This window comes from Janibacter sp. YB324, from assembly GCF_014217915.1.
Taxonomy (GTDB): Bacteria; Actinomycetota; Actinomycetes; order Actinomycetales; family Dermatophilaceae; genus Janibacter; species Janibacter indicus.
This window is the reverse complement of the sequence record NZ_CP060120.1, coordinates 3,271,590-3,296,611: the sequence shown is the minus strand read 5'-3', so window position 1 is coordinate 3,296,611 and position 25,022 is coordinate 3,271,590. Positions and strand designations below refer to the sequence as shown.

General features: G+C 71.9%; 25 protein-coding genes. 16 read left to right on the top strand and 9 right to left on the bottom strand.

The genetic code is table 11. The features are described from left to right. Nucleotides 1–230 precede the first annotated feature (230 nt). Nucleotides 231–2,345: an AAA family ATPase gene (locus tag H7A72_RS16195; RefSeq protein ID WP_223277696.1), complete on the top strand. Its 2,115-nt coding sequence runs from the start codon at nucleotides 231–233 to the stop codon at nucleotides 2,343–2,345. Beyond that, nucleotides 2,284–3,600 (top strand): NAD(P)/FAD-dependent oxidoreductase, encoded by a 1,317-nt coding sequence (locus tag H7A72_RS16190; RefSeq protein ID WP_370543544.1) that lies wholly within the window; start codon nucleotides 2,284–2,286, stop codon nucleotides 3,598–3,600. The genes H7A72_RS16195 and H7A72_RS16190 overlap by 62 nt, the downstream gene beginning before the upstream one ends. A gap of 21 nt (nucleotides 3,601–3,621) precedes the next feature. On the opposite strand, the gene H7A72_RS16185 is transcribed toward H7A72_RS16190, so the two are convergent. From H7A72_RS16185 to H7A72_RS16175, 3 genes are read right to left on the bottom strand one after another with little or no spacing between them, the layout of a single operon-like run. Then, complete coding sequence (locus H7A72_RS16185; protein ID WP_072625985.1) at nucleotides 3,622–4,647, bottom strand: Gfo/Idh/MocA family oxidoreductase; 1,026 nt, start codon at nucleotides 4,645–4,647, stop codon at nucleotides 3,622–3,624. A 1-nt stretch (nucleotide 4,648) separates the two neighbouring features. Beyond that, nucleotides 4,649–5,419 carry an SDR family oxidoreductase gene (locus tag H7A72_RS16180; protein ID WP_185221156.1) on the bottom strand — a complete coding sequence of 257 codons (771 nt, stop codon included), beginning with the start codon at nucleotides 5,417–5,419 and terminating at the stop codon, nucleotides 4,649–4,651. Nucleotides 5,420–5,428: 9 nt separating this feature from the next. Next, complete coding sequence (locus tag H7A72_RS16175) at nucleotides 5,429–6,595, bottom strand: phytanoyl-CoA dioxygenase family protein (protein ID WP_185221155.1); 1,167 nt, start codon at nucleotides 6,593–6,595, stop codon at nucleotides 5,429–5,431. Nucleotides 6,596–6,732: 137 nt separating this feature from the next. Between H7A72_RS16175 and H7A72_RS16170 the strand changes: the two genes are divergently transcribed. Next, nucleotides 6,733–6,996, top strand: a complete 264-nt coding sequence (locus tag H7A72_RS16170) for a type II toxin-antitoxin system VapB family antitoxin (RefSeq protein WP_185221154.1) — start codon at nucleotides 6,733–6,735, stop codon at nucleotides 6,994–6,996. Next, the gene (locus H7A72_RS16165) at nucleotides 6,993–7,385 is read left to right on the top strand and encodes a type II toxin-antitoxin system VapC family toxin (RefSeq protein ID WP_084451100.1); all 393 of its coding nucleotides are present in this window, start codon (nucleotides 6,993–6,995) and stop codon (nucleotides 7,383–7,385) included. Before H7A72_RS16170 ends, H7A72_RS16165 begins: the two co-directional genes overlap by 4 nt. Before the next feature lie 9 nt (nucleotides 7,386–7,394). On the opposite strand, the gene H7A72_RS16160 is transcribed toward H7A72_RS16165, so the two are convergent. Then, entirely contained in the window at nucleotides 7,395–8,915 is a 1,521-nt protein-coding gene (locus H7A72_RS16160) for a multicopper oxidase family protein (protein ID WP_185221153.1), read from the bottom strand. Continuing rightward, on the bottom strand, nucleotides 8,912–9,343 hold the full coding sequence (locus H7A72_RS16155) for a hypothetical protein (RefSeq protein ID WP_084451101.1): 432 nt from the start codon (nucleotides 9,341–9,343) through the stop codon (nucleotides 8,912–8,914). The genes H7A72_RS16160 and H7A72_RS16155 overlap by 4 nt, the downstream gene beginning before the upstream one ends. Before the next feature lie 172 nt (nucleotides 9,344–9,515). Between H7A72_RS16155 and H7A72_RS16150 the strand changes: the two genes are divergently transcribed. Further along, nucleotides 9,516–10,298 (top strand): MerR family transcriptional regulator, encoded by a 783-nt coding sequence (locus H7A72_RS16150; protein WP_223277695.1) that lies wholly within the window; start codon nucleotides 9,516–9,518, stop codon nucleotides 10,296–10,298. An 86-nt stretch (nucleotides 10,299–10,384) separates the two neighbouring features. Here the strand turns inward: H7A72_RS16150 and H7A72_RS16145 are convergent, their stop codons facing one another. Continuing rightward, on the bottom strand, nucleotides 10,385–10,999 hold the full coding sequence (locus tag H7A72_RS16145; RefSeq protein WP_185221152.1) for a DUF5701 family protein: 615 nt from the start codon (nucleotides 10,997–10,999) through the stop codon (nucleotides 10,385–10,387). Between the two features lie 131 nt (nucleotides 11,000–11,130). On the opposite strand from H7A72_RS16145, the gene H7A72_RS16140 reads away from it, so the two are divergent. From H7A72_RS16140 to H7A72_RS16120, 5 genes are all read left to right on the top strand, one after another. After that, complete coding sequence (locus H7A72_RS16140) at nucleotides 11,131–11,523, top strand: YciI family protein (protein WP_185221151.1); 393 nt, start codon at nucleotides 11,131–11,133, stop codon at nucleotides 11,521–11,523. Beyond that, entirely contained in the window at nucleotides 11,520–12,776 is a 1,257-nt protein-coding gene (locus tag H7A72_RS16135; protein ID WP_185221150.1) for an RNA polymerase sigma factor, read from the top strand. Before H7A72_RS16140 ends, H7A72_RS16135 begins: the two co-directional genes overlap by 4 nt. Before the next feature lie 88 nt (nucleotides 12,777–12,864). Next, on the top strand, nucleotides 12,865–13,209 hold the full coding sequence (locus H7A72_RS16130) for a helix-turn-helix transcriptional regulator (RefSeq protein ID WP_072625976.1): 345 nt from the start codon (nucleotides 12,865–12,867) through the stop codon (nucleotides 13,207–13,209). Nucleotides 13,210–13,241: 32 nt separating this feature from the next. Further along, nucleotides 13,242–13,727: an SRPBCC domain-containing protein gene (locus H7A72_RS16125; protein ID WP_072626392.1), complete on the top strand. Its 486-nt coding sequence runs from the start codon at nucleotides 13,242–13,244 to the stop codon at nucleotides 13,725–13,727. A gap of 109 nt (nucleotides 13,728–13,836) precedes the next feature. Then, the gene (locus H7A72_RS16120; RefSeq protein WP_185221149.1) at nucleotides 13,837–15,279 is read left to right on the top strand and encodes an alkaline phosphatase PhoX; all 1,443 of its coding nucleotides are present in this window, start codon (nucleotides 13,837–13,839) and stop codon (nucleotides 15,277–15,279) included. A gap of 76 nt (nucleotides 15,280–15,355) precedes the next feature. Here the strand turns inward: H7A72_RS16120 and H7A72_RS16115 are convergent, their stop codons facing one another. Together H7A72_RS16115 and H7A72_RS16110 are read right to left on the bottom strand one after the other, a co-directional pair. Then, a complete protein-coding gene (locus H7A72_RS16115) occupies nucleotides 15,356–15,658 on the bottom strand; it encodes a sulfurtransferase TusA family protein (protein WP_185221148.1) in 303 nt (100 codons plus the stop codon). Continuing rightward, nucleotides 15,659–16,147 (bottom strand): glutathione peroxidase, encoded by a 489-nt coding sequence (locus H7A72_RS16110; RefSeq protein WP_185221147.1) that lies wholly within the window; start codon nucleotides 16,145–16,147, stop codon nucleotides 15,659–15,661. A gap of 76 nt (nucleotides 16,148–16,223) precedes the next feature. Here H7A72_RS16110 and H7A72_RS16105 point away from each other — a divergent pair, with 76 nt between their 5' ends. The 3 genes from H7A72_RS16105 to H7A72_RS16095 are packed head-to-tail and all read left to right on the top strand — an operon-like array spanning nucleotide 16,224 to nucleotide 19,141. After that, entirely contained in the window at nucleotides 16,224–16,883 is a 660-nt protein-coding gene (locus tag H7A72_RS16105; protein ID WP_185221146.1) for a lysoplasmalogenase family protein, read from the top strand. Continuing rightward, nucleotides 16,884–17,927 carry a LacI family DNA-binding transcriptional regulator gene (locus tag H7A72_RS16100; protein WP_185221145.1) on the top strand — a complete coding sequence of 348 codons (1,044 nt, stop codon included), beginning with the start codon at nucleotides 16,884–16,886 and terminating at the stop codon, nucleotides 17,925–17,927. Further along, complete coding sequence (locus H7A72_RS16095; protein ID WP_185221144.1) at nucleotides 17,924–19,141, top strand: MFS transporter; 1,218 nt, start codon at nucleotides 17,924–17,926, stop codon at nucleotides 19,139–19,141. The genes H7A72_RS16100 and H7A72_RS16095 overlap by 4 nt, the downstream gene beginning before the upstream one ends. Nucleotides 19,142–19,206: 65 nt before the next feature. Here H7A72_RS16095 and H7A72_RS16090 read toward each other — a convergent pair whose 3' ends face one another. Further along, nucleotides 19,207–20,655, bottom strand: a complete 1,449-nt coding sequence (locus H7A72_RS16090; protein WP_185221143.1) for a DHA2 family efflux MFS transporter permease subunit — start codon at nucleotides 20,653–20,655, stop codon at nucleotides 19,207–19,209. Nucleotides 20,656–20,752: 97 nt separating this feature from the next. On the opposite strand from H7A72_RS16090, the gene H7A72_RS16085 reads away from it, so the two are divergent. From H7A72_RS16085 to H7A72_RS16075, 3 genes are all read left to right on the top strand, one after another. Further along, nucleotides 20,753–21,028 (top strand): DUF2277 domain-containing protein, encoded by a 276-nt coding sequence (locus tag H7A72_RS16085; protein WP_072625968.1) that lies wholly within the window; start codon nucleotides 20,753–20,755, stop codon nucleotides 21,026–21,028. A gap of 375 nt (nucleotides 21,029–21,403) precedes the next feature. After that, on the top strand, nucleotides 21,404–24,073 hold the full coding sequence (locus H7A72_RS16080) for a replicative DNA helicase (RefSeq protein ID WP_223277694.1): 2,670 nt from the start codon (nucleotides 21,404–21,406) through the stop codon (nucleotides 24,071–24,073). Between the two features lie 277 nt (nucleotides 24,074–24,350). Next, complete coding sequence (locus H7A72_RS16075) at nucleotides 24,351–25,022, top strand: TnsA-like heteromeric transposase endonuclease subunit (RefSeq protein ID WP_370543543.1); 672 nt, start codon at nucleotides 24,351–24,353, stop codon at nucleotides 25,020–25,022.

Below are 25,022 nucleotides of genomic sequence, written 5' to 3'. Positions count from 1 at the left end.
CACGTCGGATCGGCAGGGGGCTCCACTGCGAGCCGATGAGCAGGCCGGCGTGGCCCTGGGTCTCGATGTCCTCGGGCGGGATGGAGCTCACGGGGTCCTCCTGGGTGACGTCGGTGTCCGGCTCCAGTCTGTCAGCGGACCCGCTCGAAGGGGGACGACGTCCTGTCCGCGGGAACACATCCCTGTCCCGGGTGCGTTGGACAGGGCCGCACTCGACGACGGGGGACCGCGTGACCGCAGGCAGGACCGACCAGATGACCGGGCAGGACGCGATCGGTGAGGAGCAGGAGGCACTCGACGCGGCACACGTGCGCCGCCTCGAGATCCAGGCAGAGCTCGAGCAGCGGTTGAGGGGCAGCGCCGAGGAGGGCTCGGTGGTCGCGGCGGCGATGCGCTCGACGCAGACCCGGCTGCACGAGCTGACGCAGGCCGAGCAGGGACTGGTCTTCGGGCGGCTCGACAGCCGCGACGGCGACGTGCTGCGGGTCGGCCGGGTCGGTGTGCCGTCGGCCGACGACGACGCGGACCCCCTCGTCGTCGACTGGCGGGCCGAGGCATCCCGCCCCTTCTACACCGCGACCGCCGTTGCGCCGCAGGGGCAGTCGCGGCGCAGGCACATCCGCAGCGAAGGCAGCACGGTCGTCGGCGTCGACGACGAGCTCCTCGACGGGTCGACCGACGGTGACCTCGTCGGTGAGGGCGCGCTGCTCGCAGCGCTCGACGAGCGCCGCACCGGCCGGATGGGCACGGCGGTCGCCACGCTCCAGCGCGAGCAGGACGACATCGTGCGGGCCGACGCGCGAGGCGCTCTCGTCGTCCAGGGTGGTCCGGGCACGGGCAAGACCGTCGTCGCGCTGCACCGCGTCGCCTACCTGCTCTTCGCGCACCCTCAGCTCGCCCGCTCGGGTGTCCTCGTCCTCGGGCCGTCCCAGCGGTTCCTCGACTACATCGGCCAGGTGCTTCCCGCCCTCGGCGAGACCGCGGTCGTCGCCGCGACCTGCGAGAGTCTCGTCCCCGGTGTCCGACCGGAGCGAAGGGAGAGCCGCACCCTCGCGGAGATCAAGGGCCGGGCGCTGTGGCAGCGCGCGCTCGCCGACCACGTGGCCGGGCTGGTGCCGCCCCCTTCGGACCTGACGCTCCACTGGGACGGCGAGGAGCACGTCGTGCCGGCCGAGAGGATCGAGCGGCTGCAGCGCGGCGCGCTGTCGGGACGCTCCTACCACCACGCCCGGCGGGTGCTCACCGCTCAGCTCGTCGACGTGCTCACCGAGCTCGTCGCCGACCGCGCGGTCGAGCTGTTGGCCTCGGCGGAGGAGGGCTTCGAGGAGATCCTTGACCGCGTGGACAAGAGCCTGGCCCGCCAGGACGACCGCGGCGCGCGGACCCAGAGCTCGAGCGGCTCGGTCGACGGCGAGCTCAGCGAGGACGAGGTCGAGGGGCTGCGGCAGCGGATCGAGGCCGATCCCGGCATCGCCGCCCGGCTGGCGCTCCGCTGGCCGGACCGGGACCCGGCCGACGAGCTGCGCCGGCTGCTCGCGGACCGTGCCGCCCTCGCCGGGGTACCGGGCCTGACCGATGCCGAGCGCGACCTCGTGGCCGCCGAGCCGACCCCCTTCGCGCCCAGCGACATCGCGCTCCTCGACGCGCTCGCCGACCTCCTCGGTGAGGCGGAGCAGCGCGAGCGGCAGGGCGAGTTCACCGCCGATCGTGCTGCGGCACAGCGGGACTGGGTCTACGGGCATGTCGTCGTCGACGAGGCGCAGGAGCTCTCCGCGATGGAGTGGCAGATGGTCGCGCGCCGCTGCCCTGCCTACTCGATCACCGCCGTGGGCGACATCGACCAGACCGAGGCGCCGCACGCCCACACGACCTGGGAGGGTGCCGTCGGCGAGGTGCTCACCGACCGGTGGCGTCGCGCCGACCTGACGATCTGCTACCGCACCCCGCGCGAGGTCATGGAGCTCACCGGGCCGGTCCTCGAAGCCGCCGGCAGCACCAACGAGCCGCCGCGGGCGGTGCGCAGCAGCGGGGTCGAGCCGTGGCTGCGCAGCGTGCCTGCGGACGACCTCGCCGCCACCGTCGCGACCGAGCACGCCGCGCTCCTCGAGCGCTGGGCAGGCGGCTCGGTCGGCGTCGTCGCGCCGGTCGAGCAGGTCGCCGACCTCGCCGCAGCGCTCGGCCCCGACGCGATCGTCATGTCCGCCACCCAGGCCAAGGGGCTGGAGTGGGACGCCGCCCTCGTCGTCGACCCCGACGGCATCGTCGCCGAGCCGCGCGGGTGGAATGGCCTCTACGTCGCCCTCACCCGCTGCACCCAGGAGCTCGGCCGGGTGGAGATCGCGTGACCGCCGCCGGGCCCTGTGCGAAGGTCGGGACATGAGCGAGAGCACGCGCGGGCCGGAGCAGGTCGTCGTCGTCGGGGCCGGCGAGTGCGGCACCCGGGCGGCGATGGCGCTGCGCGAGCGCGGCTTCACCGGCGAGATCACCCTGCTCGGCCGCGAGGAGGTCATCGCCTACGAGCGCCCGCCGCTGTCCAAGGCAGCCCTCGCCGCCGACGACCCCGAGCTCGTCCACCCGTGGACCGAGGAGGCGCTCGCGGAGGCGGGGATCTCCCTTCGTCTCGGGGTGGAGGTCACCGCCATCGACCGCGAGGGCCGGACCGTCGAGACGACCGACGGCCCCGTGCCCTACGACCGGCTCGTGCTCGCGACCGGCGCCGGGCCCCGCCGGCTGGGCCTGGACCACGTGCACTACCTGCGCACCCACGCCGATGCCGCGACGCTGCGCGACCTCGTGCGCCGAGGGGGTCGGCTCCTCGTCGTCGGGGCCGGCTTCATCGGGCTCGAGATCGCTGCGGGTGCCCGGGAGCGGGGCATGGAGGTCGTCGTCGTCGAGGCCGCCGACCGGGCCCTGGCCCGGATGGTGCCGTCGGTCGTGGCCGACAGGGTCGTCGCCCTCCATGCCGAGCACGGGGTGACGGTGCGCACGGGTACGACCGTGACCTCCGTGGAGCGGCACGCCGAGGGTCTGCGCGCAGCCCTGTCCACCGGCGAGGGCCTCGAGGTGGACGCCGTCGTCGCCGGGGTCGGTGCCGCACCGCACACCGAGATCGCCTCTGCCGCAGGGCTGCTCGTCGAGGACGGCATCGTCGTCGACGAGCAGCTGCGGACGAGCGACCCGCGGATCTGGGCGGCCGGCGACTGCGCGGCCTTCCCCGACGCCCGCAGCGGTCACCGGGTGCGCGTCGAGTCCTGGCGCAGCGCCCACGACCAGGCGGTCACCGTCGCCGCCTCGATGACCGGCGGGCAGGAGCCGCACGTCGCCGTCCCGTGGTTCTGGTCCGACCAGTACGACCAGATGCTCCAGACAGCCGGCCTGCCGACGACCGCCGTCACCGACGTCGAGCGCGAGCGCGCTGACGGCTCGCTGATCCACTTCGGGCTCGATGCCGGTGGGCGGCTCGTCGCGGCCACCTCGCTCGGCCGGGGCCCGGTCGTCGCCAAGGACATCCGCGTCGCCGAGCAGCTCATCGCGACGCGAGCGACCCCCGACCCCGCGGCACTCGCGGACCCGGGGGTCGCCCTTCGCTCCCTGCGGTGACTCAGGGCTCGCTGCGGTGACTCAGGCGCCGGCGGCGGCGCGCGCCTCGTCGATCGTCACGGGCCGGTGCTCGGCCAGCGACAGCGTCGCGGCCTCGGCGGCCCAAGCGGTGCCCATGGCGTCGGTGACGGTGCAGGGGTTGTCGACCTCTCCGGCGGCGACGCGGGTGAAGACGCCGAGCTCGATGCGGAAGGCCTCGGCAAGCCGGTCCATGAAGAACCCGTGGGCCGGGCCCGCGGGCCAGGTCGCGCCCGGCGTCGTCGAGCGAAGGGGGAGCCCCTCGTCGAGTCCCGCGGCGACGGCATCGGCCACGCCGTGGACCTCCAACCTCACGTCGTAGCCGCGGCCGTTGGTGCGGGTGTTGGACACGACGCCGATGGTGCTGTCGGAGAGGGTGAGCAGCGCCGAGACGGTGGAGTGGTCGCCGTGGGCGGCGTACATCTCGGCGGGGGCGTCGGGGTCGACCGCGCCGGTGGCGTAGACCTCGACGACCTCCTGGCCGGTCACCCAGCGCACCGCGTCGAGGTCGTGCACGGAGCAGTCACGGAAGATGCCACCGCTCACCGCGAGGTAGGCCGCCGGCGGCGGGGCGGGGTCGAGGGTCGTCGAGCGGACCGTCGTCACCCGGCCCAGCTCGCCCGAGCGCACCGCGTCACGCGCGGCGACGAAGGCCGGGTCGAAGCGGCGCGGGTAGCCGATCTGGACCGGCACGTCGCTGCCTGCGACGGCGGCCTCGACGGCGAGCGACTCGGCGATCGTGCCGGCGACCGGCTTCTCGCAGAAGGTCGGGACCCCCTTCGCCACGGCCGCGCGGATGAGGTCAGCGTGCGCATTGGTGGCCGCCGCGATGACGACGCCGTCGACGCCCGACGCGAGCAGGGCGTCGGGGTCGACGACCGCGGTGGCCTTGCCGATCCGGCCGGTGACGGCCTCGACGGCCGCGGCGACCGGGTCGGTGACGACGAGCTCGTCGACGTGGTCGAGCCCCGCGAGGGTGTCGGCGTGGAAGGCGCCGATGCGCCCGAGTCCGATGAGTCCGATGCGCATCTCAGTCCTGTCCTCCGATGACCTGCTGGTCCCAGTCGATGACGGAGCCGGTGACGACCCCGCTGCGGTCCGAGAGCAGGAAGACGACCGCGTCCGCGATCTCGTCGACCTGCCCGAGCTTGCCCATGGGCAGGCGGGCGTTCGCCTGCTCCACCCAGTCGTCGCCGGCGTCGTGGAAGCGGCGCTGCGTCGCGTCCTCGCCCGCGGTCTGCGTCCACCCGATGTTGAGCGCGTTGACCCGGATGCGGTCGAAGCGGTGGGCGTGGGCGACGTTCTTCGTCAGGCCGAGCAGGCCGGCCTTTGCGGCGACATAGGGCGCGAGATAGGGCTGGCCGCCCTGGGCGCTGATGCTCGCGATGTTGACGATCGTGCCCGGCGCCGAGCGTGCGGTCATGTCGGCGATCGCGGCCTGCATGGTGAAGAAGGGGCCGCGCAGGTTGGTCGCGATGTGCGCGTCGAAGAGCTCGGGCGTGGTGTCGAGGACGGAGCCGCGGTCGGTGAGCCCGGCGCAGTTGACGAGGCAGTCGATGCGGCCGTGCCGCTCGATGGTCGCGGCGACGACTCCCTTCGCCTGCTCGGGGTCGGAGACGTCGCCGGTGACGGCGCTCGCGCGCTCGCCCAGCTCCGCGGCCAGGGCGTCGCCCGGCTCGGGTCGGCGCCCGGAGACGACGACGGTCGCGCCCTCGCGGACGGCGGCGCGGGCGATGCCGGCGCCGACGCCGGACGTGCCTCCCGCGACGAGGACGATCTTGTCGGTGAGCAGCTGCTGCATCGGGTTCCTTCAGGAGGTGCGGCGGGCGGCGGCGTGCCCGGCGAGTCGGGTGGTCAGATCAGTGGGTGAGGCGCCGTCGGCCAGTGCCTGCCGCACGATGTCGGCCTGCGAAGGGGGTGACATGCCGTCGACCGGCTGGTCCAGGTCGAGGTTGGTCGGGAAGGCGTAGCCCTCCGCGCTCGCGCTCACCGCGTGGTCGACGTCGTGCCCAGCAGCCTTGCGGGACAGGAGCGTCGGGTAGATCGCGGTGACCACGCGCTCGCGGTCCACAGCCTCCATGGCGCGGCCGAAGGCCGAGCTGATCTGCAGCAGGTTGGCCACGCGGCGCACGTCGCTCGTCGTGTTGGACCCGGCGGCGTGGAAGAGCGCGGGGTTGAAGAAGACGGCATCCCCCTTCGCCAGCGGCAGCTGCACGTGGTGCCGGGTGAAGTACTCCTGGAACTCGTCGAGCCAGTAGGCGAGGTAACCGTGCGGGTACTTCTGCGAGTGCGGCAGGTAGAGGGTCGGCCCGGTCTCGATCGGCATGTCGCAGTGGGCGATCGCGCCCTGGAGGGTGAGCACGGGGGAGAGGGCGTGCACGTGCGCGGGGTAGCGCTCGGTGACCTCCGGCGAGGCGAAGCCGAGGTGGTAGTCGCGGTGCACGGTCTGCCCGACACCACCGGGGTTGACGACGTTGACCTGACTGGTCACCTGGTATCCGGGGCCGAGCCAGGCGCGGGCGGCGAGGGCGATGAGGTCGTCGCTGTAGTAGTCGACGAAGTCCTCGGGGTGGTCGACCGCGAGCTTCTCCAGAGCATTCCAGATGCGGTCGTTGACGCCGCCGGCGGCGAAGTGGTCGCCGACCTCGCCCCCCTTCGCCCGCTCGGTGGTGATGATCTCCTCGAAGGCCGCGGACACGCGGTCGACGACGGGGTGGGCCAGCGCGCCGGTCATGACGAAGATGCCGGGTCCGTCGGCGAGGACGTGCGCCAGCTCGGACTCGACTGCGGCACAACCCTCCTCGGTGCCGATGGCCGCCCGCAGGGTGGCCGCGTCGTAGACCGGCACCTGCTGCTCGATGCGGTCGGTGAAGGCCAACTGCGGGTCGGGCTGGGTCTCGAGGAGCTCACGCAGGTCCTCGACCCGGCAGTCGGCCTGCCGCAGCCGTCCGGCGAAGGGGGTGGACGTCGGTGTCATGCGCTCCAGCCTTCACTGTCCGGCCGGGCCGCGTCGGGGTCAAAAGACCTCAAAAACCCCTCAGAAGGCCCCGGGTGAGTGCGGTCGCACGACACCGCGGGTAGATTGGTAGACCTGAGGGTAGAAGGGAGTCGACGATGGGTCTGAACATCAAGAACCAGCGTGTCCATGACCTCGCGAGGGAGGTCGCGCAGCGCACGGGCACCACGCAGACGAGCGCGATCGAGGAGGCTCTGCAGCGCAGGCTGGAGGCGCTGCGGGCGGCCGATGACGACGACGCCCGCCGCCGGCGGCTGCTGCGTCTCATGGACGAGATCGAGTCCGACACGACGGCCGCGGACCGTGCCCGGACCGCGCAGATCCAGGAGGAGCTCTACGACGACCGTGGGCTGCCGGCGTGATCGTCGATACGTCGGTGCTCGTCTGCATCCACGACGGTGAGCCCGAGGCCCGCCGCTACCTGGAGGTGCTGCTCGACGAGCCCTCGCCACGCATCTCCGCCGGGTCGCTCCTCGAGGCCTCGATCGTCCTCGACGCGCGGCAGCCCCTGCGGACCTCTCGACGCCTCGACCGACTCGTGGCCGACCTGCGCCTCGACGTGGTGCCGGTGGACGAGCAGCAGGTCAGCGCTGCGCGAGCGGCCTACCGCGACTACGGCAAGGGGTCCGGGCACGCGGCCGGGCTCAACTTCGGCGACTGCTTCGCCTATGCCCTGGCCGCCACGACGGGAGAGCCCCTGCTCTTCAAGGGAGACGACTTCACCCACACGGACGTGCTGCCCGTGGTGTGACGCAGGGCCTCACACCACCGAAAAATCGGCCATCATCATCCGGTCCTCGTGCTCGAGGTTGTGACAGTGCAGGACGTAGCGCCCGCGATAGCCCTCGATCGGCACGAGCACCTCGGCGCGCGAGGTCGGGCCGACGTCGATCGTGTCCTTCCAGACCGGCGCGCCGTCCTGCTCGACCTGGAAGCCCACGAGGTGCGCGTGCACCGGGTGGTGCACGTCGGTCGTGAAGCGCCACCTCTCGAGGGTCCCGAGGCGGGGTCGGGCGATGTCGACCCCCGGCCGGTAGGGCTGGTCGTTGACCGTCCACATCGCGAGGTTGCCGCCGCCGCTGCCGTCGCGACCCCCGCCGCTGCTGCCACTGCCCGTGCTGCCACCGCTCGACCCGTGCGACCCGTGCCCCTGACCACGCGCGCCGAGCGAGAGCTTGAAGTCGCGCGTGACGACGACGTCGGCCGGGTCGAGCCGCTCGATGCTCGCCAGCCGTGAGGGCACGCGCGAGTCGTCCTTCGCCCGGCGCGCCACGTCGAAGCGCAGGACCTCACCCATCGCCCCGTCGTCGAGACGGTTGACGAGGGTCACCTGAGAGCCGACCTCGTGCTCCGAGAAGTCGACGACGACGTCCGCGCGCTCGGCCGGTGCGAGCGTGAGGGTGGAGCGTCGGTGCGGACGGGTCATCAGGCCGAGGTCGGTGCCGACCTGGACGAGGTCACCGCCGGGGTCGAGGGCCAGCTCGAGCCGACGGGCGTTGCAGGCGTTGAGGATCCGCAGTCGGTAGCGGGCGGCGTCGACGTCGGTCCGCGGCCAAGGCGCTCCGTTGACGAGCATGACGTCGCCGAGCAGGCCGCCGTGGTAGCGCGAGTCGATGACGCCGTCGGTCACCGGGTAGACCAGCTCCGCGTCGTCACCGAAGCTCCGGTCGGTGATCACGAGGGTCAGCTCGCGCTCCTCTCGCGGCAGTCCGACGTCCTCCTCGGCCGGGTCGCGCAGCACGAAGGCCCCGGCCATGCCGGCGTAGACATTCGGTCCCGTGAGGTCCATCGCGTGGTCGTGGTACCAGAGTGTCGCCGCGCGCTGGTCGAGCGGGTACTCGTAGACCCGCGAGGCGCTCGGCTGGACGAAGTCCGTCGGATAGCCGTCGTGCTCCGGCGGCACGACGCCGCCGTGCAGGTGGTTGACGATCGGGACGTCGAGCTCGTTGGCCACGGTCAGGTGCAGCGGGGCCCCCTTCGTCGCCTCGATGGTGGGTCCGGGGAAGAGGCCGTCGTAGCCGGCGATCTCCGTCGTGCGCCCGGGCAGGATCTCGACTCCCTTGCGCCGCACCGTCACTCGCGCCCGACCGTCACGATCAGGACGAAGGGGGGTCAGCCGCGGCAGGTCCGTGCTGAAGGGTCGCGGCAGGGGGACCGAGCTGGTGAGGAGGGTCCCGGTGGACCCGCCCGGCGAGGTCATCGCGATGCCGCAGGCGGTGAGGGCGACGCCAGAGACGATGCCGCCGGAGAGGCCGAAGAGCTGGCGACGGGACAGGCTCATCGTCGCACCCCCCTCGCGCCGCGGGTCCACGGCCAGATCGCCAGCCACAGGGCGAGCGCCACGAGGGCGACGCCGAGCGGGACGTGCAGGACGAGGAGGCGGGTCGAGCCGAGCGCCACCTGCATCGTCGTGAGGAACCCGAGGGCCACCGAGGCCGCGACCAGCCACCAGTGCCGACCGACGACTCCGAGGGCCAGGCCGCACACCCCCGTCATCCACGTGACGACGACGAGGATCCCGCCGGTGATGAGGTGCACGTCGAGCGCCGCCCACGTCCCCTGGAGGAAGGAGCCGATCGAGATCGGTTGCAGCACAAAGGCGATCGCCTGCGGCAGCATGACCAGTCGGGTCAGCCACAGCAGCGCGGTGTGCAGCCCGGACCGGGGTGCGGCCGGCGGCGCAGAGGGGGCGAGGGTGGGCGTCGTCATGGTCTTCGACGCTATGGATCGGCGCGACCGGCCACCATGGGCCGGGCACCCCAGGGCGAAGGGGGGCTGCCCCCACCTCGCCCACCGCTCCCTGAGGTGCGAGGCCGCTCGCGGCCGAGCCTCGAAGGGTGGGGCTTGACCCTCACGCGACGTGAGGCACCACGCTCATCCCATGACCAACGCGCACACTGGCCTCATGGAGGCGTTCACGGTGGGGCAGGTGGCCGAGACCTTCGGCGTGACGGTGCGGACGCTGCACCACTACGACGAGGTCGGGCTGCTGCACCCGAGCGAGCGCACTCCGGCGGGCTACCGGCTCTACACCGGTGAGGACCTGCAGCGGCTGAGCACGATCGTCGTCTACCGGCGGCTGGACTTCAGCCTCGAGGAGATCGGTGAGCTGCTCGACGCCGACGGTGCCGAGGTGATCGACCACCTGCGGCGGCAGCGCGAGGAGGTCAGGGCCAGGTTGGCGCAGATGTCCGACCTGGTCGACGCGATCGACCGACGACTGGAGGCAGAGATGGACAACCAGCCCGCGACGACCGAGGACCTCAAGGAGCTTTTCGGCGACGGCTACCAGGAGGAGTACCAGGACGAGGCGGAGCGCCGCTGGGGCGACACGGACATGTGGAAGCAGTCCCAGGAGCGCACGGCCCACTGGACCAAGGAGGACTGGTCCCGCGTCAAGGAGCAGGTCGAGGACTTCGAGTCGCGCCTGGGTGCCGCGGTCCGCGAGGGCGTGGCCGTCGACGGCGACCGCGCGGCGGGGCTGGCCGAGGAGCACCGCGCGGGCATCGGGCAGTACTACGACTGCACGCACGAGTTCCAGGTCTGCCTGGCGCAGATGTACCTGTCGGACCCGCGCTTCACCGAGCACTACGAGCAGATCGAGCCCGGCACGGCGCAGTGGCTGCACGACGCGATCGTTGCCAACGCCGCCAACGCTGGCTGACCGAGCGTGCACAAGAGGTCGTCCTGAGGCGCGGACGTGGCTGCGAGTGCCACGAGATGCACGAGGACGACCTGTTGTGCACGCCGTCAGTGACGCGCGGCCGCCGAGGCGAAGCCCAGCCAGGTGTGCCGGTTGCCCGCCCAGCACCAGCCGACCTTGGGCGCGCCCTTGCGCTCACGCCCGTCGCGGCCGGTGCCGTTGCTGATCCAGATGGCGGGGGTGCGGGCGTCCAGGCCCTTGGCCTTCGGCTTGCGGGAGGCGATCGTCATGAAGCACCGGTTGCGCTCGAGCCGCTCCGGCTCCTGCAGCAGCCAGCTGATGCCCTCGCTCACCGTGAGCGGGTGGCGGCCGCGCTCGCGGATCGCCGGCAGCGCCTCGTCGGGTGACCAGCCCGCCATCTCGTCACCGCGCTCGATGTCGGTGATCCAGTAGAGCGGTGCATCGGGCACGACCTCATCGGGCAGCGGCACGAAGTCGGCCAGGTCGGTCATGTCCGTCACGACGAACCCGGGCTGGTCCCCCTTCGTCAGCAGCGGGGCGAGGTCTGCCGCCGGCACGAGCGAAGGGGAGACCACGAGCACGCCGTCACCCTCCGGGGCGTCGGGGACGAGGTCGGCGAACGCGGTGGCGGTGAGGCCGGCGAGGTCGTGGACCCCGAGGGCGATGAGGCGGGCGGTCTGGGCAGCGGCATCGGCAGTCATCGGTGGCAGAACGCGGCTGGGTGATACTTCCTTCCCGACGATGTCGAGGCGCGCCCCGCGGCTCCGACGTCCGTGGTGTCATGGCCAGCAGGCCGCATCCCGAGGCCGCCCCGGCGGCAGGAGGCACCACCATGAAGTTCGTCATCCTCGTCCACTCCACGCCCCAGCCCTGGGGGCACCCCACGGGTGACTTCGTCGCCGCGCACCAGGCGTTGCCCGCCGAGCAGCGCCAGCAGATGGAGCGTGACTTCGAGCAGCTGCTCACCGAGATGCAGGAGGCGGGCGAGCTCCTCGGCGGTGAGGCCCTCGGCGACCCGGCGACGGCGCGGCTCTACCGCTGGGCCGACGGCGAGCCGATCGCGACCGACGGGCCCTACGCCGAGACCAAGGAGCAGTTCGCCGGCTTCTTCCTCGTCGACGTCGCCGACCGGGAGCGGGCCGAGGAGCTGGGCCGGGCCTTCGCCGGCCCCGGCGAGACCATCGAGATCCGTCCGACGATGTGGCCCGGCGGCGAGGAGCAGTGACCGGGGCCGAGGACGTCTGGCGGGAGTACACCGCCGACGTCCTCGCCGCCCTGCTGCGGCGCAGCGGCGACTTCGGGGCCTGCGAGGACGCGGTCCAGGAGGCGCTGCTCGCCGCGGCGGAGCAGTGGCCGCGCGAGGGCCGGCCCGACGACCCCAAGGCGTGGCTGGTCCGGGTGGCCTCCCGCAGGCTCATCGACGCCCAGCGCTCCGCGGGTGCCCGTGAGCGCCGGGAGGAGGGCGAATCCCGCTCCGCCGCACCGCTGCTCGAAGGGAGCAGGGCCGCCGTCGGCGACCCCGGAGGCCTCGTCGACGGGTCGCCGGTCGATGACGACACCCTGCGGATGGCGATGCTCTGCGCCCACCCCGACCTGTCCGATGCCACCCGGGTGGGGCTCACCCTGCGGGCCGTCGCCGGCCTGACGACCGCGCAGGTCGCGGCCTGCTTCCTCGTGCCCGAGGCGACGATGGCGCAGCGGATCAGCCGGGCCAAGGCGACGATCAGGGCGAGCGAGGCTCCCTTCGCCCCGCCGACGCAGGAGGACGCCGTGGCGCGCCTGCACGCGGTGCGGCACGTCGTCTACCTCGCCTTCACCGCCGGCCACACGAGCGCCGCCGGCGACGCGCTCGTCGACGTCGACCTCCAGCGCGAGGCGCTGCGCCTCGCCGAGCGGCTCCACCGGGCGCTGCCGCGTGATCCCGAGACCGCCGGCCTGCTCGCCCTGCTGCTGATCGACCACGCGCGCTCGGCGGCACGAGCGGATGCCGCCGGCGACCTCGTCCCGCTCGACGCCCAGGACCGCTCGCTGTGGGACCACGATGCGATCGCGCGCGGCGTGCGGATCGTCGAGGAGGCGCTGGTGCGCGGGGCGGTCGGTCCCTTCCAGCTGCAGGCGGCGATCGCGGCGGTCCACGGCGAGGCGCCGACCGCGGCGGAGACCGACTGGGAGCAGATCGTCGTCCTCTACCGGATGCTGCGGCGCATCGCGCCCTCGCCGGTCGTCGAGCTCAACCTCGCCGCGGCCCTCGGCATGGCGCAGGGGGCGGCGGCCGGACTGGCCGCTCTCGAGCCGCTGCTCGAGGACTCGACGCTCGCACGAGGGCACCGGGTGCACGCCGTCCACGCCCACCTGCTCGAGCGGGCCGGTCGACGCGAAGAAGCCTGTCCCGCATACCTGCTCGCCGCCAGCCGCACCCAGAGCATCCCCGAGCAGCGCTACCTCAACCGCCGCGCCCCCGAGTCCGCATTGCCGTAGGGCAATGCGGCCGGGAGTCTGCATTGCCGTAGGGCAATGCGACCTGAGGGGTTGACAACGTACAACCTTATGGTTGTACGTTGGAGCCATGGCACCGACGGACGAGGAGAGGGCAGACGCCTTCTTCCACGCGCTCTCCGACAGCACGAGGCGGGACATCCTGCGTCGCGTGCTCGCGGGGGAGCACTCGGTGTCCGCCCTGGCCGCCGACTACCCGATGAGCTTCGCCGCCGTGCAGAAGCACGTGGCGGTGCTCGAGCGCGCGGGGCTGATCACCAAGCGCCGCAGCGGACGAGAGTCGCTGGCGAGCGGGGACGTCGAGGCCGTGCGTGCCGTCGGTGCCCTGCTCGCCGAGCTCGAGGCCGTGTGGCGTGGCCGGGTCGCGGGGATCGACGCCCTGCTGGCCAACGACAGCACCACCCCCACCGCATGACCCAGGCTGCACGAGCCACCAAGGAGATCACCATGCCCATCATCGACGTCACCACCGACCTCGACACCCGCACCCTCGTCATGACCACCGAGTTCCCCGTCAGCGTCGAGCGCCTCTGGCAGGTGTGGGCCGACCCGCGCCAGCTCGAGCAGTGGTGGGGTCCCGAGGGCTACCCGGCCACCGTGACCGAGCACGACCTCACCCCCGGCGGCACCGTGAGCTACCACATGACCAGCCCCGAGGGGGAGAAGTTCCCCGGCGGCTGGACCGTCGTCGCCGTCGACGAGCCGCGCCGCCTCGAGCTGCGTGACTACTTCGCCGACGCCGATGGCAACCCCGTCGACACCGCCCCGACCTCCACGATGGTCGTCGAGTTCGTCGCGGTCGACGGTGGCGCCCGGATGGTCAACACCTCCACCTGGGAGTCCGCCGACGACATGCAGAAGGTGCTCGACATGGGCGTCGTCGAGGGCTCGACGTCCGCGGTCAGCCAGCTCGACGCGCTGCTCGCCGCCTGAGCGCCGACGTTTCACCCACCGTTCGCCCGGGGGACCCGTGAGGGTCGCCCCGGGCGAACACCTGCTTGCTGGACTGCGGGCGTCCCCTCGACCGATCCCAGGAGTCCTTATGTCCACCCCCGCCCCCCTCGACCGCCGCACCCTGCTCGGCGGCTCCGCCGGCGCCCTCGGCCTGCTCGTCGCCGGCAGCGCCGCCCCCTTCGCCTCGCACGCCTCAGCCGCCCAGACCACGCGACTGGCCTCCGGCTACGGCCCGCTGGCGCGTGCCGGCGAGCTGCTCGCCCTGCCCGAGGGCTTCTCCTACACGGTCCTCGCGGAGTCCGGCACGACGACCGTGGGCGGCTACGCCGTGGCCGGCAGCCAGGACGCGATGGGCACCTTCGCCCGTCCCGGCGGCGGCTCGGCCATCGTCTGCAACCACGAGATCGGCGGCTCGGACGACAGCGTCGTCCCGCACGTCGACGGCCTCGTCTACGACAAGGGCGCGAAGGGCGGTACCTCCACGATCGTCGTCGACGCCGACAACACCGTGCTCGAGCACTACACCTCCGTGGCCGGCACCGTCGACAACTGCGCCGGCGGCGTCACCCCGTGGGGCACCTGGCTCACCTGCGAGGAGACCGACGAGCGCGCCGGCACGCACGAGGACGACGGCGTCACTTACACCTTCGAGCAGGACCACGGCTACGTCTTCGAGGTCGACCCGACGAGCCAGGCGGCCAACATCGGCAAGGCCAACATCCCGCTGAAGTTCCTCGGCCGCTTCGAGCACGAGGCCGCCGTCGTCGAGGAGGCGACCGGCCGGATCTACCTCACCGAGGACGCCGACGAGCCCAACGGACTCTTCTACCGCTGGACCCCGCCCGCCGGCTACCGCCAGGGCAAGGGCGTACTCCACGCGCTCGCGGCCGACGGCGCCGTCGAGGTCGGCACCCTCGAGGCGCTCGTCGCCTTCGAGCGCAACGGCACCCACGTCACCGACCTGTCGAAGGCGACGAAGACCAACACCACCTACACCGTGCGCTGGGTCGAGGTCCCCGACCGCGACGCCCGGGCGACCCCGATCCGTGAGCAGCTCGCCGACGACGAGGTGACCCGCGCGCGCAAGCTCGAGGGTCAGTGGTGGGGCGGCGGCGGCGTCTACGTCGTCTCGAGCTATGCCCGCAGCGACGACGGCTCGCTCCACGAGCACGACGGCCAGGTGTGGTTCTTCGACCCCCGCAAGCAGACGATCACGCTGACGACGATCTTCGCGGTCAACGAGGACGGCGCCGGCGTCGACGGCCCGGACAACATCACCGTCTCGCCCCACGGTGGGCTCGTCCTCGCCGAGGACGGCGAGGGCGCCTCGCAGCTCATCGGCGTCACCGACCAGGGCAAGGCCTACCGCCTCGCGCTCAACCTCGTCGACGACAGCGAGTGGGCGGGCCCGACCTTCGACGCTGCGGGCACGACCCTCTTCGCCAACATCCAGGGCGACCCGGGCCGCACCTTTGCGATCACCGGGCCGTGGGGTCGTCCGTCCAACGCCCGGGAGTCGGCCCGCGGCTGACCCCCCTTCGCGCTCAGCAAGAGAAACCCGCGGTTCGCAAGAGTTTCAAACCCTTGCGAACCGCGGGTTTCTCGGGTCACCCGGAAATCGTGGGGTCGATGGGGTGCCAGGGCCGGTCCGGTCGGGTCTCGACCGGGCTGGCCCCCACCCGCACCGCGTAGACCGGGGGCGGGCCGGGCTCGGCGACGCCCAAGTAGTCGTGGCCGGTGATCCGGCACCACGCCGGCAGGTCGATGGGCGCCACCGGGTCGGTGGTGCTCAGGTGCACGATGCTGCCGGCGGGCAGCTCGGTGACCCGCGCGCGCAGCAGGACGAGCAGCCGCGCGCAGGACAGGTCGCCGCCGTCGATGGTCTCGGCCGGCTGCTCCGTCGCGTCCACTCAGCCGATGGCGGAGCGAAGGGAGGTCAGCACCCGCTCGTCGTCGGGCGTGACCTGGGGGCTGAAGCGCGCGAGCGGCGTCCCGTCGGCGGCGATGACGAACTTCTCGAAGTTCCACCGGATGTCGCCGCTCTCACCGGCCTCGTCCGGGGTGTCGACCAGGCCCGCGTAGACGGCGTGGCGGCCGGGGCCGTTGACCTCGACCTTTTCGCTCATGGGGAAGGTCACGCCGTAGGTGGCGGAGCAGAACTCGGCGATCTCCTCGGCCGTGCCCGGCTCCTGCCCGCCGAACTGGTTGCACGGCAGCCCGACGACGGTGAACCCCTGCGGGGCGTACTCCTCGTGCAGCGCCTCGAGCGCGGTGTACTGCGGGGTGAGGCCGCACTTGCTGGCGACGTTGACGAGGACCGCCGGCCGGCCTCCGGTGAGGTCGCGCAGCGTGCCGGGGGTGCCGTCGAGGCGGGCGATGGGGGCGTCGAGGAGGCTCATGGCCCGACGATAGACCGTCGGGTGTCGAGGCTCCTTCGTCGCACCTCCACCAGCGGGGTCGCCGTAGGCTCGGGCCATGCCCGCGCTCGCCGCCCTCGTGGTCGTCACCCTCGTCCACCTGGCATCCCAGGCGGTGGCCCCGGGGGGTGTGCTCGCCGACCTCACCCAGGTGCTGCTCATGCCCGTGCTCGCGTGGCTGCTGTGGACCACCACCCCGGACCCGAAGTCGCAGCTCGCACGCCTGGCCCTCGCGGCGCTCGGCCTCTCGTGGCTCGGCGACACGCTCCCGCGTTTCTTCGAGGACGGCAGCGACGCTGGCTTCTGGGCGATGGTCGTGCCCTTCCTGCTCGCCCAGATCGCCTATGCCGCAGCCTTCCTGCCCTTCGTCGACCGGAGCATCGCGCGCACCCGACCGGTCCTCGTCGCCCCCTGTGTCGTGGCGGTGCTCGCCGTGCTGGTCTTCACCGCGCTGTGGACGGGAGCGATCTGGCCGGTCCTCGTCTACGGGGCCGCCATCGTCACCATGGCCGTCCTCGCGACCGGGCTCGACCGGGTCGCGACGGTCGGCGCCGTCGTCTTCCTCGTCTCCGACGGGCTCATCGCGCTGCGCACCTTCGCCCTCGTCGAGCTGCCGCTCCACAGCGTGCTCGTCATGCTCACCTATGTGATCGCCCAGTTCCTCCTCGTCGCCTCGATCGCGCACCACGACCGGGCGGCCCGAACGCTGCGGGGCTGAGTGCGCAGCCACCGCGTCGCCGACATCGCCGAGCAGGCCGGCCTGTCCGAGGCCACCGTCGACCGGGTCCTCCACGGCCGGCCGGGTGCCAGTCCCCGCGCCGTCCGCGCGGTGGAGCAGGCGGTCGCCGAGCTCGACCGGCAGGCGAGCGCCCTGCGCCTAGGGGCACGCTCGCTCGTCCTCGACGTCGTCATGCAGGCTCCCGACCGCTTCAGCGGAGAGGTCACGGCGGCGCTGGAGTCCCAGCTGAGCGGGGTGCGGCCGGCCGCCGTGCGCGCCCGCTACCACCTGCGGGAGTCGGGCACGGTCGACGACGTCGTCGCCACGCTCGAGGGCATCGGGCGAAGGGGGCGGACCAGCCACGGCGTGCTCCTCAAGGTCCCCGACGAGCCGGCCGTCGCGGCCGCGATCGACGACCTCGCCGACCACGGGATCCCCGCGGTCACCCTCGTCACCGACGTGCACGGATCGCGGCGCATCGCCTATGCCGGGCCGGACCACGTCTCGGCCGGCCGCACCGCCGCGCACCTCGTGCAGCACTGGGGCAGAGGCGATCTCGCGAACGTCCTCGTCACGCTGAGCCGCTCATCCTTCGTCGGGGAGCGGACCCGGGTCGAGGCCTTCGTCGAGCAGATGAGCGCCACCGCACCGCACGTCGAGGTGCGCCGGGTCGCCGATGCCGACGGGCTCGACGCTGCGACCGCGGCCGTCGTCGCAGCCGAGCTCGAGGACGTCACGGCACCCCTCGGGGTGTACTCCGTCGGAGGCGCCAACCGGGCGATCCTCGCGACGCTCCGCGCGAAGGGGGTCCCCCCTTCGGTCTACGTCGGGCACGACCTCGACGCCGACAACCTCGGGCTGCTGCGCACGGGCGAGATCGACCTCGTGCTCCACCACGACCTGCGCGAGGACGCGCGCGCCGCGATCACCGCTGTGCTCCAGCACCACCGGCTCGTCCCGGGGGCGCCGACCTCGCTCGCGTCGGGAGTACAGGTCGTCACCCGGCACAACATCCCCGCGCGGATGGTCCGGGGGTCGGCGTGAGGCACGAGGGCTACCTGCCGGGCAGCAGCGGCTACCGGCGGATCGTCTGGTCGCTCTTCGCGGCGGGACTCGCGACCTTCACCCTGCTGTACTCGACGCAGGCACTGCTGCCGGACCTGCGGCGCGATTTCGACGTCTCGACGGGTGCCTCGACCCTCAGCGTCTCGCTGGCGATGTTCGGCATCGGCGCCGGGTTGCTCATTGCCGGTCCGCTCTCCGACGTCGTCGGACGCACCCGCCTGATCCACCTCTCGCTCGGGGCCTCGGTCGTCATCGGCTTCGCCTCGGCGCTCGCGCCGACCTGGGAGGCGCTGCTCGCGCTGCGCTTTGCGGACGGCTTCGCGCTCGCCGGGCTGCCCGCGGTCGCCACGGCCTACCTGCGCGAGGAGCTGCACCCCTCGAGCCAGGGGCGCGCCGCCGGGCTCTACGTCGGGGGCACGGCCTTCGGCGGGATGTCGGGCCGACTCGTCTCCGGATTCGGCGCGGAGCTGGGCGGCGGGTGGCGCTGGGGCATCGCCGCGACGGTGCTCGTCGGCCTGGCGTGCGCGGTCCTCGTGCGGCTCGCACTGCCGGCCTCGCGGGGCTTTGAGCCGGCGCCGGGCAACCCGCGTGCGCTGGCGGCGATGACCCGACGGGCCCTGTCGGACCCGGCGCTGCTCGCCCTCTACGCCATCGGCGGCTGCTCGCTCGGGGCCATGGTCGCGCTCTTCAACACCATCGGCTTCCGGCTGGCGGATCCCCCCTTCGCGCTGGGGATCGGTGCGGCGAGCCTCGTCTTCCTCGTCTACCCGCTGGGGACGGTCAGCTCGACGTGGTTCGGCGACCTCGCCGACCGTCACGGCCGGCGCACGGTCATCCCGATCGGGGCGGCCGTCGCGATCGTCGGGGCGCTGCTCACGCTGCCCGACGTGCTGTCGCTCGTCGTCGCCGGGATGGGCCTGCTCGTCATCGGCTTCTTCGCCGTGCACGGGGTGGCGAGCGGCTGGGTGCCGCTGCGGGCCCACCTCGGCGGGACGAGCGCCGGCCAGGCGGCCTCGCTGTACCTCTTCACGTACTACCTCGGGTCCGCGGTCTTCGGCACCGCCTCCGGCGCCGCGTGGACCCGGGCCGGCTGGCCGGGCTCGGTGGCGCTGTCCGTGGTGCTCATGCTGCTCGTCGTGGTGCTGGCGGTGCTGCTGCGGCGCACGCCGTCGCTCGTGCCCGGGATGCGCTGACCGGGACCGGCAGGGTGGGGCGGCGCCAAAGGCGTAGTCCTCGCAAGGACCCCGCACTCTCGCGGCTACTCGTCGGCCGGGTCCTCGACCGGCGTGCTGACCATGAGACAGGTCGCGACGCTCACCGCCGCGGCCACCGCGAGCATGATGCAGGCGGCCTGGACGCCCGAGGTGCGCTCGGCCGTGCTCGGGTCGGACCCGGCGACGAGGGACATGACGGCGATGCTCGTCGCGGTGCCGGCGGCGCCGAAGACCTGCTGCGAGGAGCCGAGCAGCGCCGACCCGTGGGCGTGCAGGGAATGCGGCAGCGACCCCAGGCCCGCGGTGAAGAGCGGGGTGAAGAGCAGCGCGAGCGAGAGGCTGAGCAGCACGTGCAGGACGAGCACGGTCCACATGCCGACGTGCGGCAGCAGCACGGCGAAGAGCGTCAGCGACAGGGTCATGCCGACCGCGCCGGGGACGACGAGGCGTCGGGCGCCGATGCGGTCGTAGAGCCGTCCGATCGACGGCCCGAGCAGGCCCATGGCCAGGCCGCCGGGGATGAGCAGCAGCCCGGTCTCGAGGGTGCTCAGGCCCAGCCCGCGCTGGAGGTGGATCGGCAGCAGGATGACCGAGCTGATGAGCGCGGCGAAGCCGAGGCACATCGTGACGAAGGCACCGGTGAAGCTGCGGTGCCGGAAGGCGCGCAGGTCCATGAGCGGGTCGCCGGTGCGAGCGAGGGTCAGCTGTCGCCAGGCGAAGACCGCGAGGGCGAGGGCTGCGACGCCGGCCGCGAGAAGGGGGTCGACGACGGGCTCGGGAGCGGGACCCCCTTCGCCGCCGTGGCCGCCACCGAGGCTCGAGAGGCCGTAGACGATGCCGCCGAAGCCGACGACCGCCAGGGCGACGCTCGGCAGGTCGAGGCGGCTGTGCTCGCGCTCGCCGGTGTCGGGCAGCAGACGCAGGCCGAGGGCGAGGGAGGCCGCGGCGATCGGCAGCACGGCGAGGAAGATCAGCCGCCACGTGCCGAGCTCGAGCAGGACCCCGGAGACGGCCGGGCCCATCGCGGGGGCGACGGCGATGACGAGCGAGACATTGCCCATCGTGCGGCCGCGGTCGGCGACGGGCACGAGGTCCATGAGGGTGGTCATGAGCAGCGGGATCATCACCGCGGTGCCGCCGGCCTGCACGACGCGGGCGGCGACGAGCACCTCGAAGGTCGGGGCGGCCGCGGCGATCGTCGTGCCGACCGTGAAGAGGCCCATCGCCAGGGCGAAGGTGCGCCGCGTCGCCAGGCGTCGCATGATCCAGCCGGTCATCGGGATGACGACGGCCATCGTCAGCATGAAGGCAGTCGTCAGCCACTGCGCGGAGGTCTCGACGACGCCGAAGTCGTCCATGAGCCGCGGGATGGCGTTGTTCATGATCGTCTCGTTGAGGATCACGACGAAGGTGGCCACCGTCAGCACGCGCAGGATCAGCGTCGTCTGGGCAGGGGTGGTCACGGGGTGCGGCGCCGCCGCGGTGATGGGCATGTCCTCCATGGTCCGCCAGCCCACCGGCAGCGACCAAATGCCTTGTGACCGGCGAAGGGGGGTGCTCCTGTCGGTCAGCAGGAGGAGACTGGATGGCATGTGCCGAAACATCCGACAGCTGCACAACTTCGAGCCACCGGCCACGACCGACGAGGTGCGCGCCGCCGCCCTCCAGTACGTGCGCAAGGTGAGCGGGTCGACGAAGCCGAGCCAGGCCAACCAGGCCGCCTTCGACGAGGCGGTCGAGGAGATCGCGCAGGTGACCCAGCACCTGCTCGACCACCTCGTGACCAATGCGCCGCCGAAGGACCGCGAGGTCGAGGCGGCCAAGGCCAAGGAGCGGGCGCGGGCCCGCTACGAGCGCGCCGGCTGATCGCTCCCGTGACCCGTGTGACCGGGCGGGCCGTCCGGCGATACGGGGCTTGCGGGATCGGCCCCGATGTGTCGTGGAGCGCGTCGTGGTCTGTGGATGGCGGACTGGCTGATCTTTTTGGGGTCCACACCTGTTCGTCGGTGTTTGCGCAGGTCAGAGGCGGTGTCGGTGCTGGTTCGGACCGGAGATCCACAGACTTGTCCACGGGCTGTGCACAGACCAGTGGCGCGTCGTCCACACCCGGTCCACACCTCTGTCCACAGGGCCGTTTGGCGTTGTCGGCACCGGGTGCGACAGTGCTCTGACGTCCCCTCGCGGGGGCGCGCGGACCCCCCCTTCGGCCGGGTCCGGTGCAGGAGACGGAGGGTAGCCCGGGTGACGACGTTCGAGCAGGACACGAGGTCATTCGGCGACTCTGACTCCTACTCGTCCAGGCCTCCCGCCGACCGGCTGCCCCCGCAGGACCTGGGCGCCGAGCAGTCGGTCCTCGGCGGCATGCTGCTGTCCAAGGACGCGATCGCCGATGTCGGTGAGGCGGTGCGCGGGCACGACTTCTACAAGCCGGCCCACGAGCTGATCTTCGACGCGGTCATCGACCTCTACAGCCGCGGCGAGCCGGCCGACGCGATCACCGTCTCCGACGAGCTGAGCAAGCGCGGCGATCTGCAGCGCGCCGGCGGCCAGGCCTATCTGCACGACCTCATCCAGTCGGTGCCGACCGCGGCCAATGCCGGCTACTACGCGCAGATCGTCGCCGAGCGGGCGGTGCTGCGCCGCCTCGTCGAGGCCGGGACCAAGATCGTCCAGATGGGCTACGCCCAGGGCGGCGGCGACGTGGAGGAGATCGTCAACGCCGCGCAGGCCGAGGTCTACACCGTCGCCGAGAAGCGTGGCGGCGAGGACTACGCCCCACTGTGGGACACGCTCAACGAGACGATGACCGAGATCGAGGTCGCCGCAGGTCGCACCGACGAGATGACCGGTGTGCCGACGGGCTTCACCGACCTCGACGAACTGACGCACGGCCTGCACCCGGGGCAGATGATCGTCGTCGCGGCCAGGCCGGCGATCGGCAAATCCACGCTGGGTGTGGACATCGCCCGCGCGGCGGCGATCCACCACCAGATGGCGACCGCGATCTTCTCCCTCGAGATGAGCCGCAGCGAGATCACCATGCGTGTCCTCGCGGCGGAGGCGAGCATCCAACTGCAGCACCTGCGGCGGGGCAAGATGAGCGACCCCGACTGGCGCAAGCTCTCCCGCGTCGTCGGCCGAATCAGCGACAGCCCGCTCTACATCGACGACTCGCCCAACCTCGCGCTCATGGAGATCCGCGCCAAGGCGCGGCGCTTGAAGCAGCAGCACAACCTCAAACTCATCGTCATCGACTACCTGCAGCTGATGACCTCGGGCAAGAAGGTCGAGTCCCGCCAGCAGGAGGTCTCCGAGTTTTCCCGAGCCCTCAAGCTGCTGGCCAAGGAGCTGCAGGTCCCGGTCATCGCGATCAGCCAGCTCAACCGTGGTCCAGAGCAGCGCACCGACAAGCGTCCGGCGATGAGTGACCTTCGTGAGTCCGGTTGCCTGCCCGCCGAGACGCGCATCCTGCGTGCGGACACCGGTGCAGAGACGACGATCGGAGAGCTGGTCGAGACGGGCGCCAAGGACATCGACCTGTGGGCGCTCGACGACTCCCTGCGCTACGTGAAGCGCAAGATGACGCACGCCTTCTCCACCGGCACGGCCGTCGTCTTCAAGCTGACCCTCGCCTCGGGCAAGACGGTGCGCGCGACGGAGAACCACCCCTTCCTTGCCTACGAAGGGTGGACCCCCCTCGCCCAGCTGCGGCAGGGCGATCGTGTGGCAGTGCCCCGCCACGTCCCCTCACCGCGGGCGCTCACCGAGTGGGAGGACGCGCGCGTCATCCTGCTGGCGCACATGCTGGGCGACGGGTCCTTCGTGAAGCGTCAGCCACTGCGCTACGCGAGCGTCGACGAGGCGAACCTCGAGGTCGTCACCAAGTCCGCGCTCGCCTTCGGCATCACCACGGTCCGTGACGACTACGCGGCAGCGCGGGTCAGCACGCTGCGGCTGCGATCCCCGTTCCCCGTCGCCAGGGGCAAGCGCAATCCCTTGGCGGAGTGGCTCGACGGGCTCGGGCTCTTCGGGCTGCGCTCGCACGAGAAGTTCCTCCCCGACGAGATCTTCAGCCTGCCCAAGGTGCAGATCGCCCTCTTCATCAAGCACATCTGGGCGACCGACGGCTCGGTCACGGTCAACAAGAACGGTCGAGGGGGCCGGATCTACTACGCCTCGACCTCGCGCCGACTGGTCGACGACCTCAGCCGGCTGCTCCTGCGCTTCGGCATCCAGACGCGCCTGCGGACGACCCACAAGGACGGGTATCGCGACGGCTACACGATCGACATCCTCGGGTGTCGACTCGCAGCGCAGGTTCCTGCAGAGATCGGTGTCTTCGGCGCGCGCGGAGCGAACGCCGAGCGACTCCTCGAGATCGTCCGCGACGTCAAGGCCAACACCAATGTCGACACGATCCCCAAGCAGGTGTGGGCGGACGTCAAGGACGTCATGTCGGACGCCGGGATGACGACGCGTGAGTTCCAGGCCGCACTCGGGACTCAGTACTGCGGCTCGGCGCTCTACGCCTCGGCTCCCTCGCGGGAGCGGCTGACCCGCGTCGCGCAGGTCCTCGACTCCGCGGAGCTGGAGCTCATGGCTGTCAACGACGTCTTCTGGGACACGGTGGTGGCGGTGGAGGCCGACGGCGTCGAAGAGGTCTATGACGCGACGGTTCTCGGTCGTCACAACTTCGTCGCCAACGGCATCGCGGTGCACAACTCGATCGAGCAAGATGCTGACCTGGTGATCCTGCTCCACCGCGACCGCGACCCCGGGTCCGAGCGCGAAGGGGAGGCCGACGTCATCGTGGCCAAGCACCGAAACGGCCCGACCGCCGACATCGTCCTCGGCTTCCAGGGTCACTACGCCCGCTTCTCGAACCTGGCGAAGGACTCCGGCGGGTTCTGATTGTAGAGAGGGGGCCTAGTTTGTACAAACGGCTCTGTACATTGTTTACGGCCACTTGCGGCGTGTCGTTAGGAGTTTCGCCCACGGCGTGGTATTGGAGCGCCAGCGTTCGATAGTGTCGCTGTGCAGACAAAGTTCGAGGGCGTCCCGTTGGCCCGGGACGCCCTCGTGAACAACTACCTGATCCCTTGGCTGGGTGGCAGGAGGAGTCGTTGTGTCCACAGTAGATGTTGCGGTGCCCGAAACTCAATCTTCGGACCCGGAGTGGTCTTTCGCTGTGGGAGGCCAGGTCGTCTCTGGCTGGGACTGGGGTGCTGGACCTCCAGATGTGCGGCAGCTGGGGTCGGTCCGCAAGGTTCGCTCCTCGACGTACTCGCGCAACGTTCCGGTGCATGCCTTCTCGATGACAATCGGGGACGATCTGACACTGGAGTCGGGCCTGGAGCATCAGTTGATGATGATGCTCGACCGCGACCGGGACGTCGCGTGGCTGGTGGCCCAACCGTTCCTCCTTCGGTGGTCACCGAAGAAGTCGCACTATCCCGACCTGCTCAGCGTGGGCGTCGACGGGTCGGTGACGGTGTGGGATGCGCGCCCGGCCGAGTTACAGGACATCGACTTCAATTGGAAGGTCGAGAAGACTGCTGAGGCGTGCACCGCCCGGGGGTGGAGGCACCGGGTCTTTCCCGGACTCTCTGGCGAGGAGGAGGTCAACCTGCGGTGGCTGTCGATGGCCCGCAGGCAGCAGCCGTGGATGCCAGCCGCGACGTCACGTCTACGCGAAATCACCCACGGCGCCGGCGTGACCTTCGGGGACATCGCCGCAGCCGATGAGGGCGGCTATCTGTTGTCGACACTGTGGCACCTGGCTTGGCGGGGCGACGTCGAGTTGGACCTTGCCGACCGGTGGAGCGAAGACACTCCTGTGGTCTGGGCGGGACGGTCGTGA

Excerpts from the sequence above, each read along its gene's own strand:
- H7A72_RS16190 (WP_370543544.1), top strand. The coding sequence starts at position 2,284 with ATGGCCTCTACGTCGCCCTCACCCGCTGCACCCAGGAGCTCGGCCGGG.
- H7A72_RS16185 (WP_072625985.1), bottom strand. The coding sequence starts at position 4,647 with ATGCGCATCGGACTCATCGGACTCGGGCGCATCGGCGCCTTCCACGCC.
- H7A72_RS16180 (WP_185221156.1), bottom strand. The coding sequence starts at position 5,419 with ATGCAGCAGCTGCTCACCGACAAGATCGTCCTCGTCGCGGGAGGCACG.
- H7A72_RS16175 (WP_185221155.1), bottom strand. The coding sequence starts at position 6,595 with ATGACACCGACGTCCACCCCCTTCGCCGGACGGCTGCGGCAGGCCGAC.
- H7A72_RS16170 (WP_185221154.1), top strand. The coding sequence starts at position 6,733 with ATGGGTCTGAACATCAAGAACCAGCGTGTCCATGACCTCGCGAGGGAG.
- H7A72_RS16160 (WP_185221153.1), bottom strand. The coding sequence starts at position 8,915 with ATGAGCCTGTCCCGTCGCCAGCTCTTCGGCCTCTCCGGCGGCATCGTC.
- H7A72_RS16155 (WP_084451101.1), bottom strand. The coding sequence starts at position 9,343 with ATGACGACGCCCACCCTCGCCCCCTCTGCGCCGCCGGCCGCACCCCGG.
- H7A72_RS16150 (WP_223277695.1), top strand. The coding sequence starts at position 9,516 with ATGACCAACGCGCACACTGGCCTCATGGAGGCGTTCACGGTGGGGCAG.
- H7A72_RS16145 (WP_185221152.1), bottom strand. The coding sequence starts at position 10,999 with ATGACTGCCGATGCCGCTGCCCAGACCGCCCGCCTCATCGCCCTCGGG.
- H7A72_RS16140 (WP_185221151.1), top strand. The coding sequence starts at position 11,131 with ATGAAGTTCGTCATCCTCGTCCACTCCACGCCCCAGCCCTGGGGGCAC.
- H7A72_RS16130 (WP_072625976.1), top strand. The coding sequence starts at position 12,865 with ATGGCACCGACGGACGAGGAGAGGGCAGACGCCTTCTTCCACGCGCTC.
- H7A72_RS16125 (WP_072626392.1), top strand. The coding sequence starts at position 13,242 with ATGCCCATCATCGACGTCACCACCGACCTCGACACCCGCACCCTCGTC.
- H7A72_RS16120 (WP_185221149.1), top strand. The coding sequence starts at position 13,837 with ATGTCCACCCCCGCCCCCCTCGACCGCCGCACCCTGCTCGGCGGCTCC.
- H7A72_RS16110 (WP_185221147.1), bottom strand. The coding sequence starts at position 16,147 with ATGAGCCTCCTCGACGCCCCCATCGCCCGCCTCGACGGCACCCCCGGC.
- H7A72_RS16105 (WP_185221146.1), top strand. The coding sequence starts at position 16,224 with ATGCCCGCGCTCGCCGCCCTCGTGGTCGTCACCCTCGTCCACCTGGCA.
- H7A72_RS16090 (WP_185221143.1), bottom strand. The coding sequence starts at position 20,655 with ATGCCCATCACCGCGGCGGCGCCGCACCCCGTGACCACCCCTGCCCAG.
- H7A72_RS16085 (WP_072625968.1), top strand. The coding sequence starts at position 20,753 with ATGTGCCGAAACATCCGACAGCTGCACAACTTCGAGCCACCGGCCACG.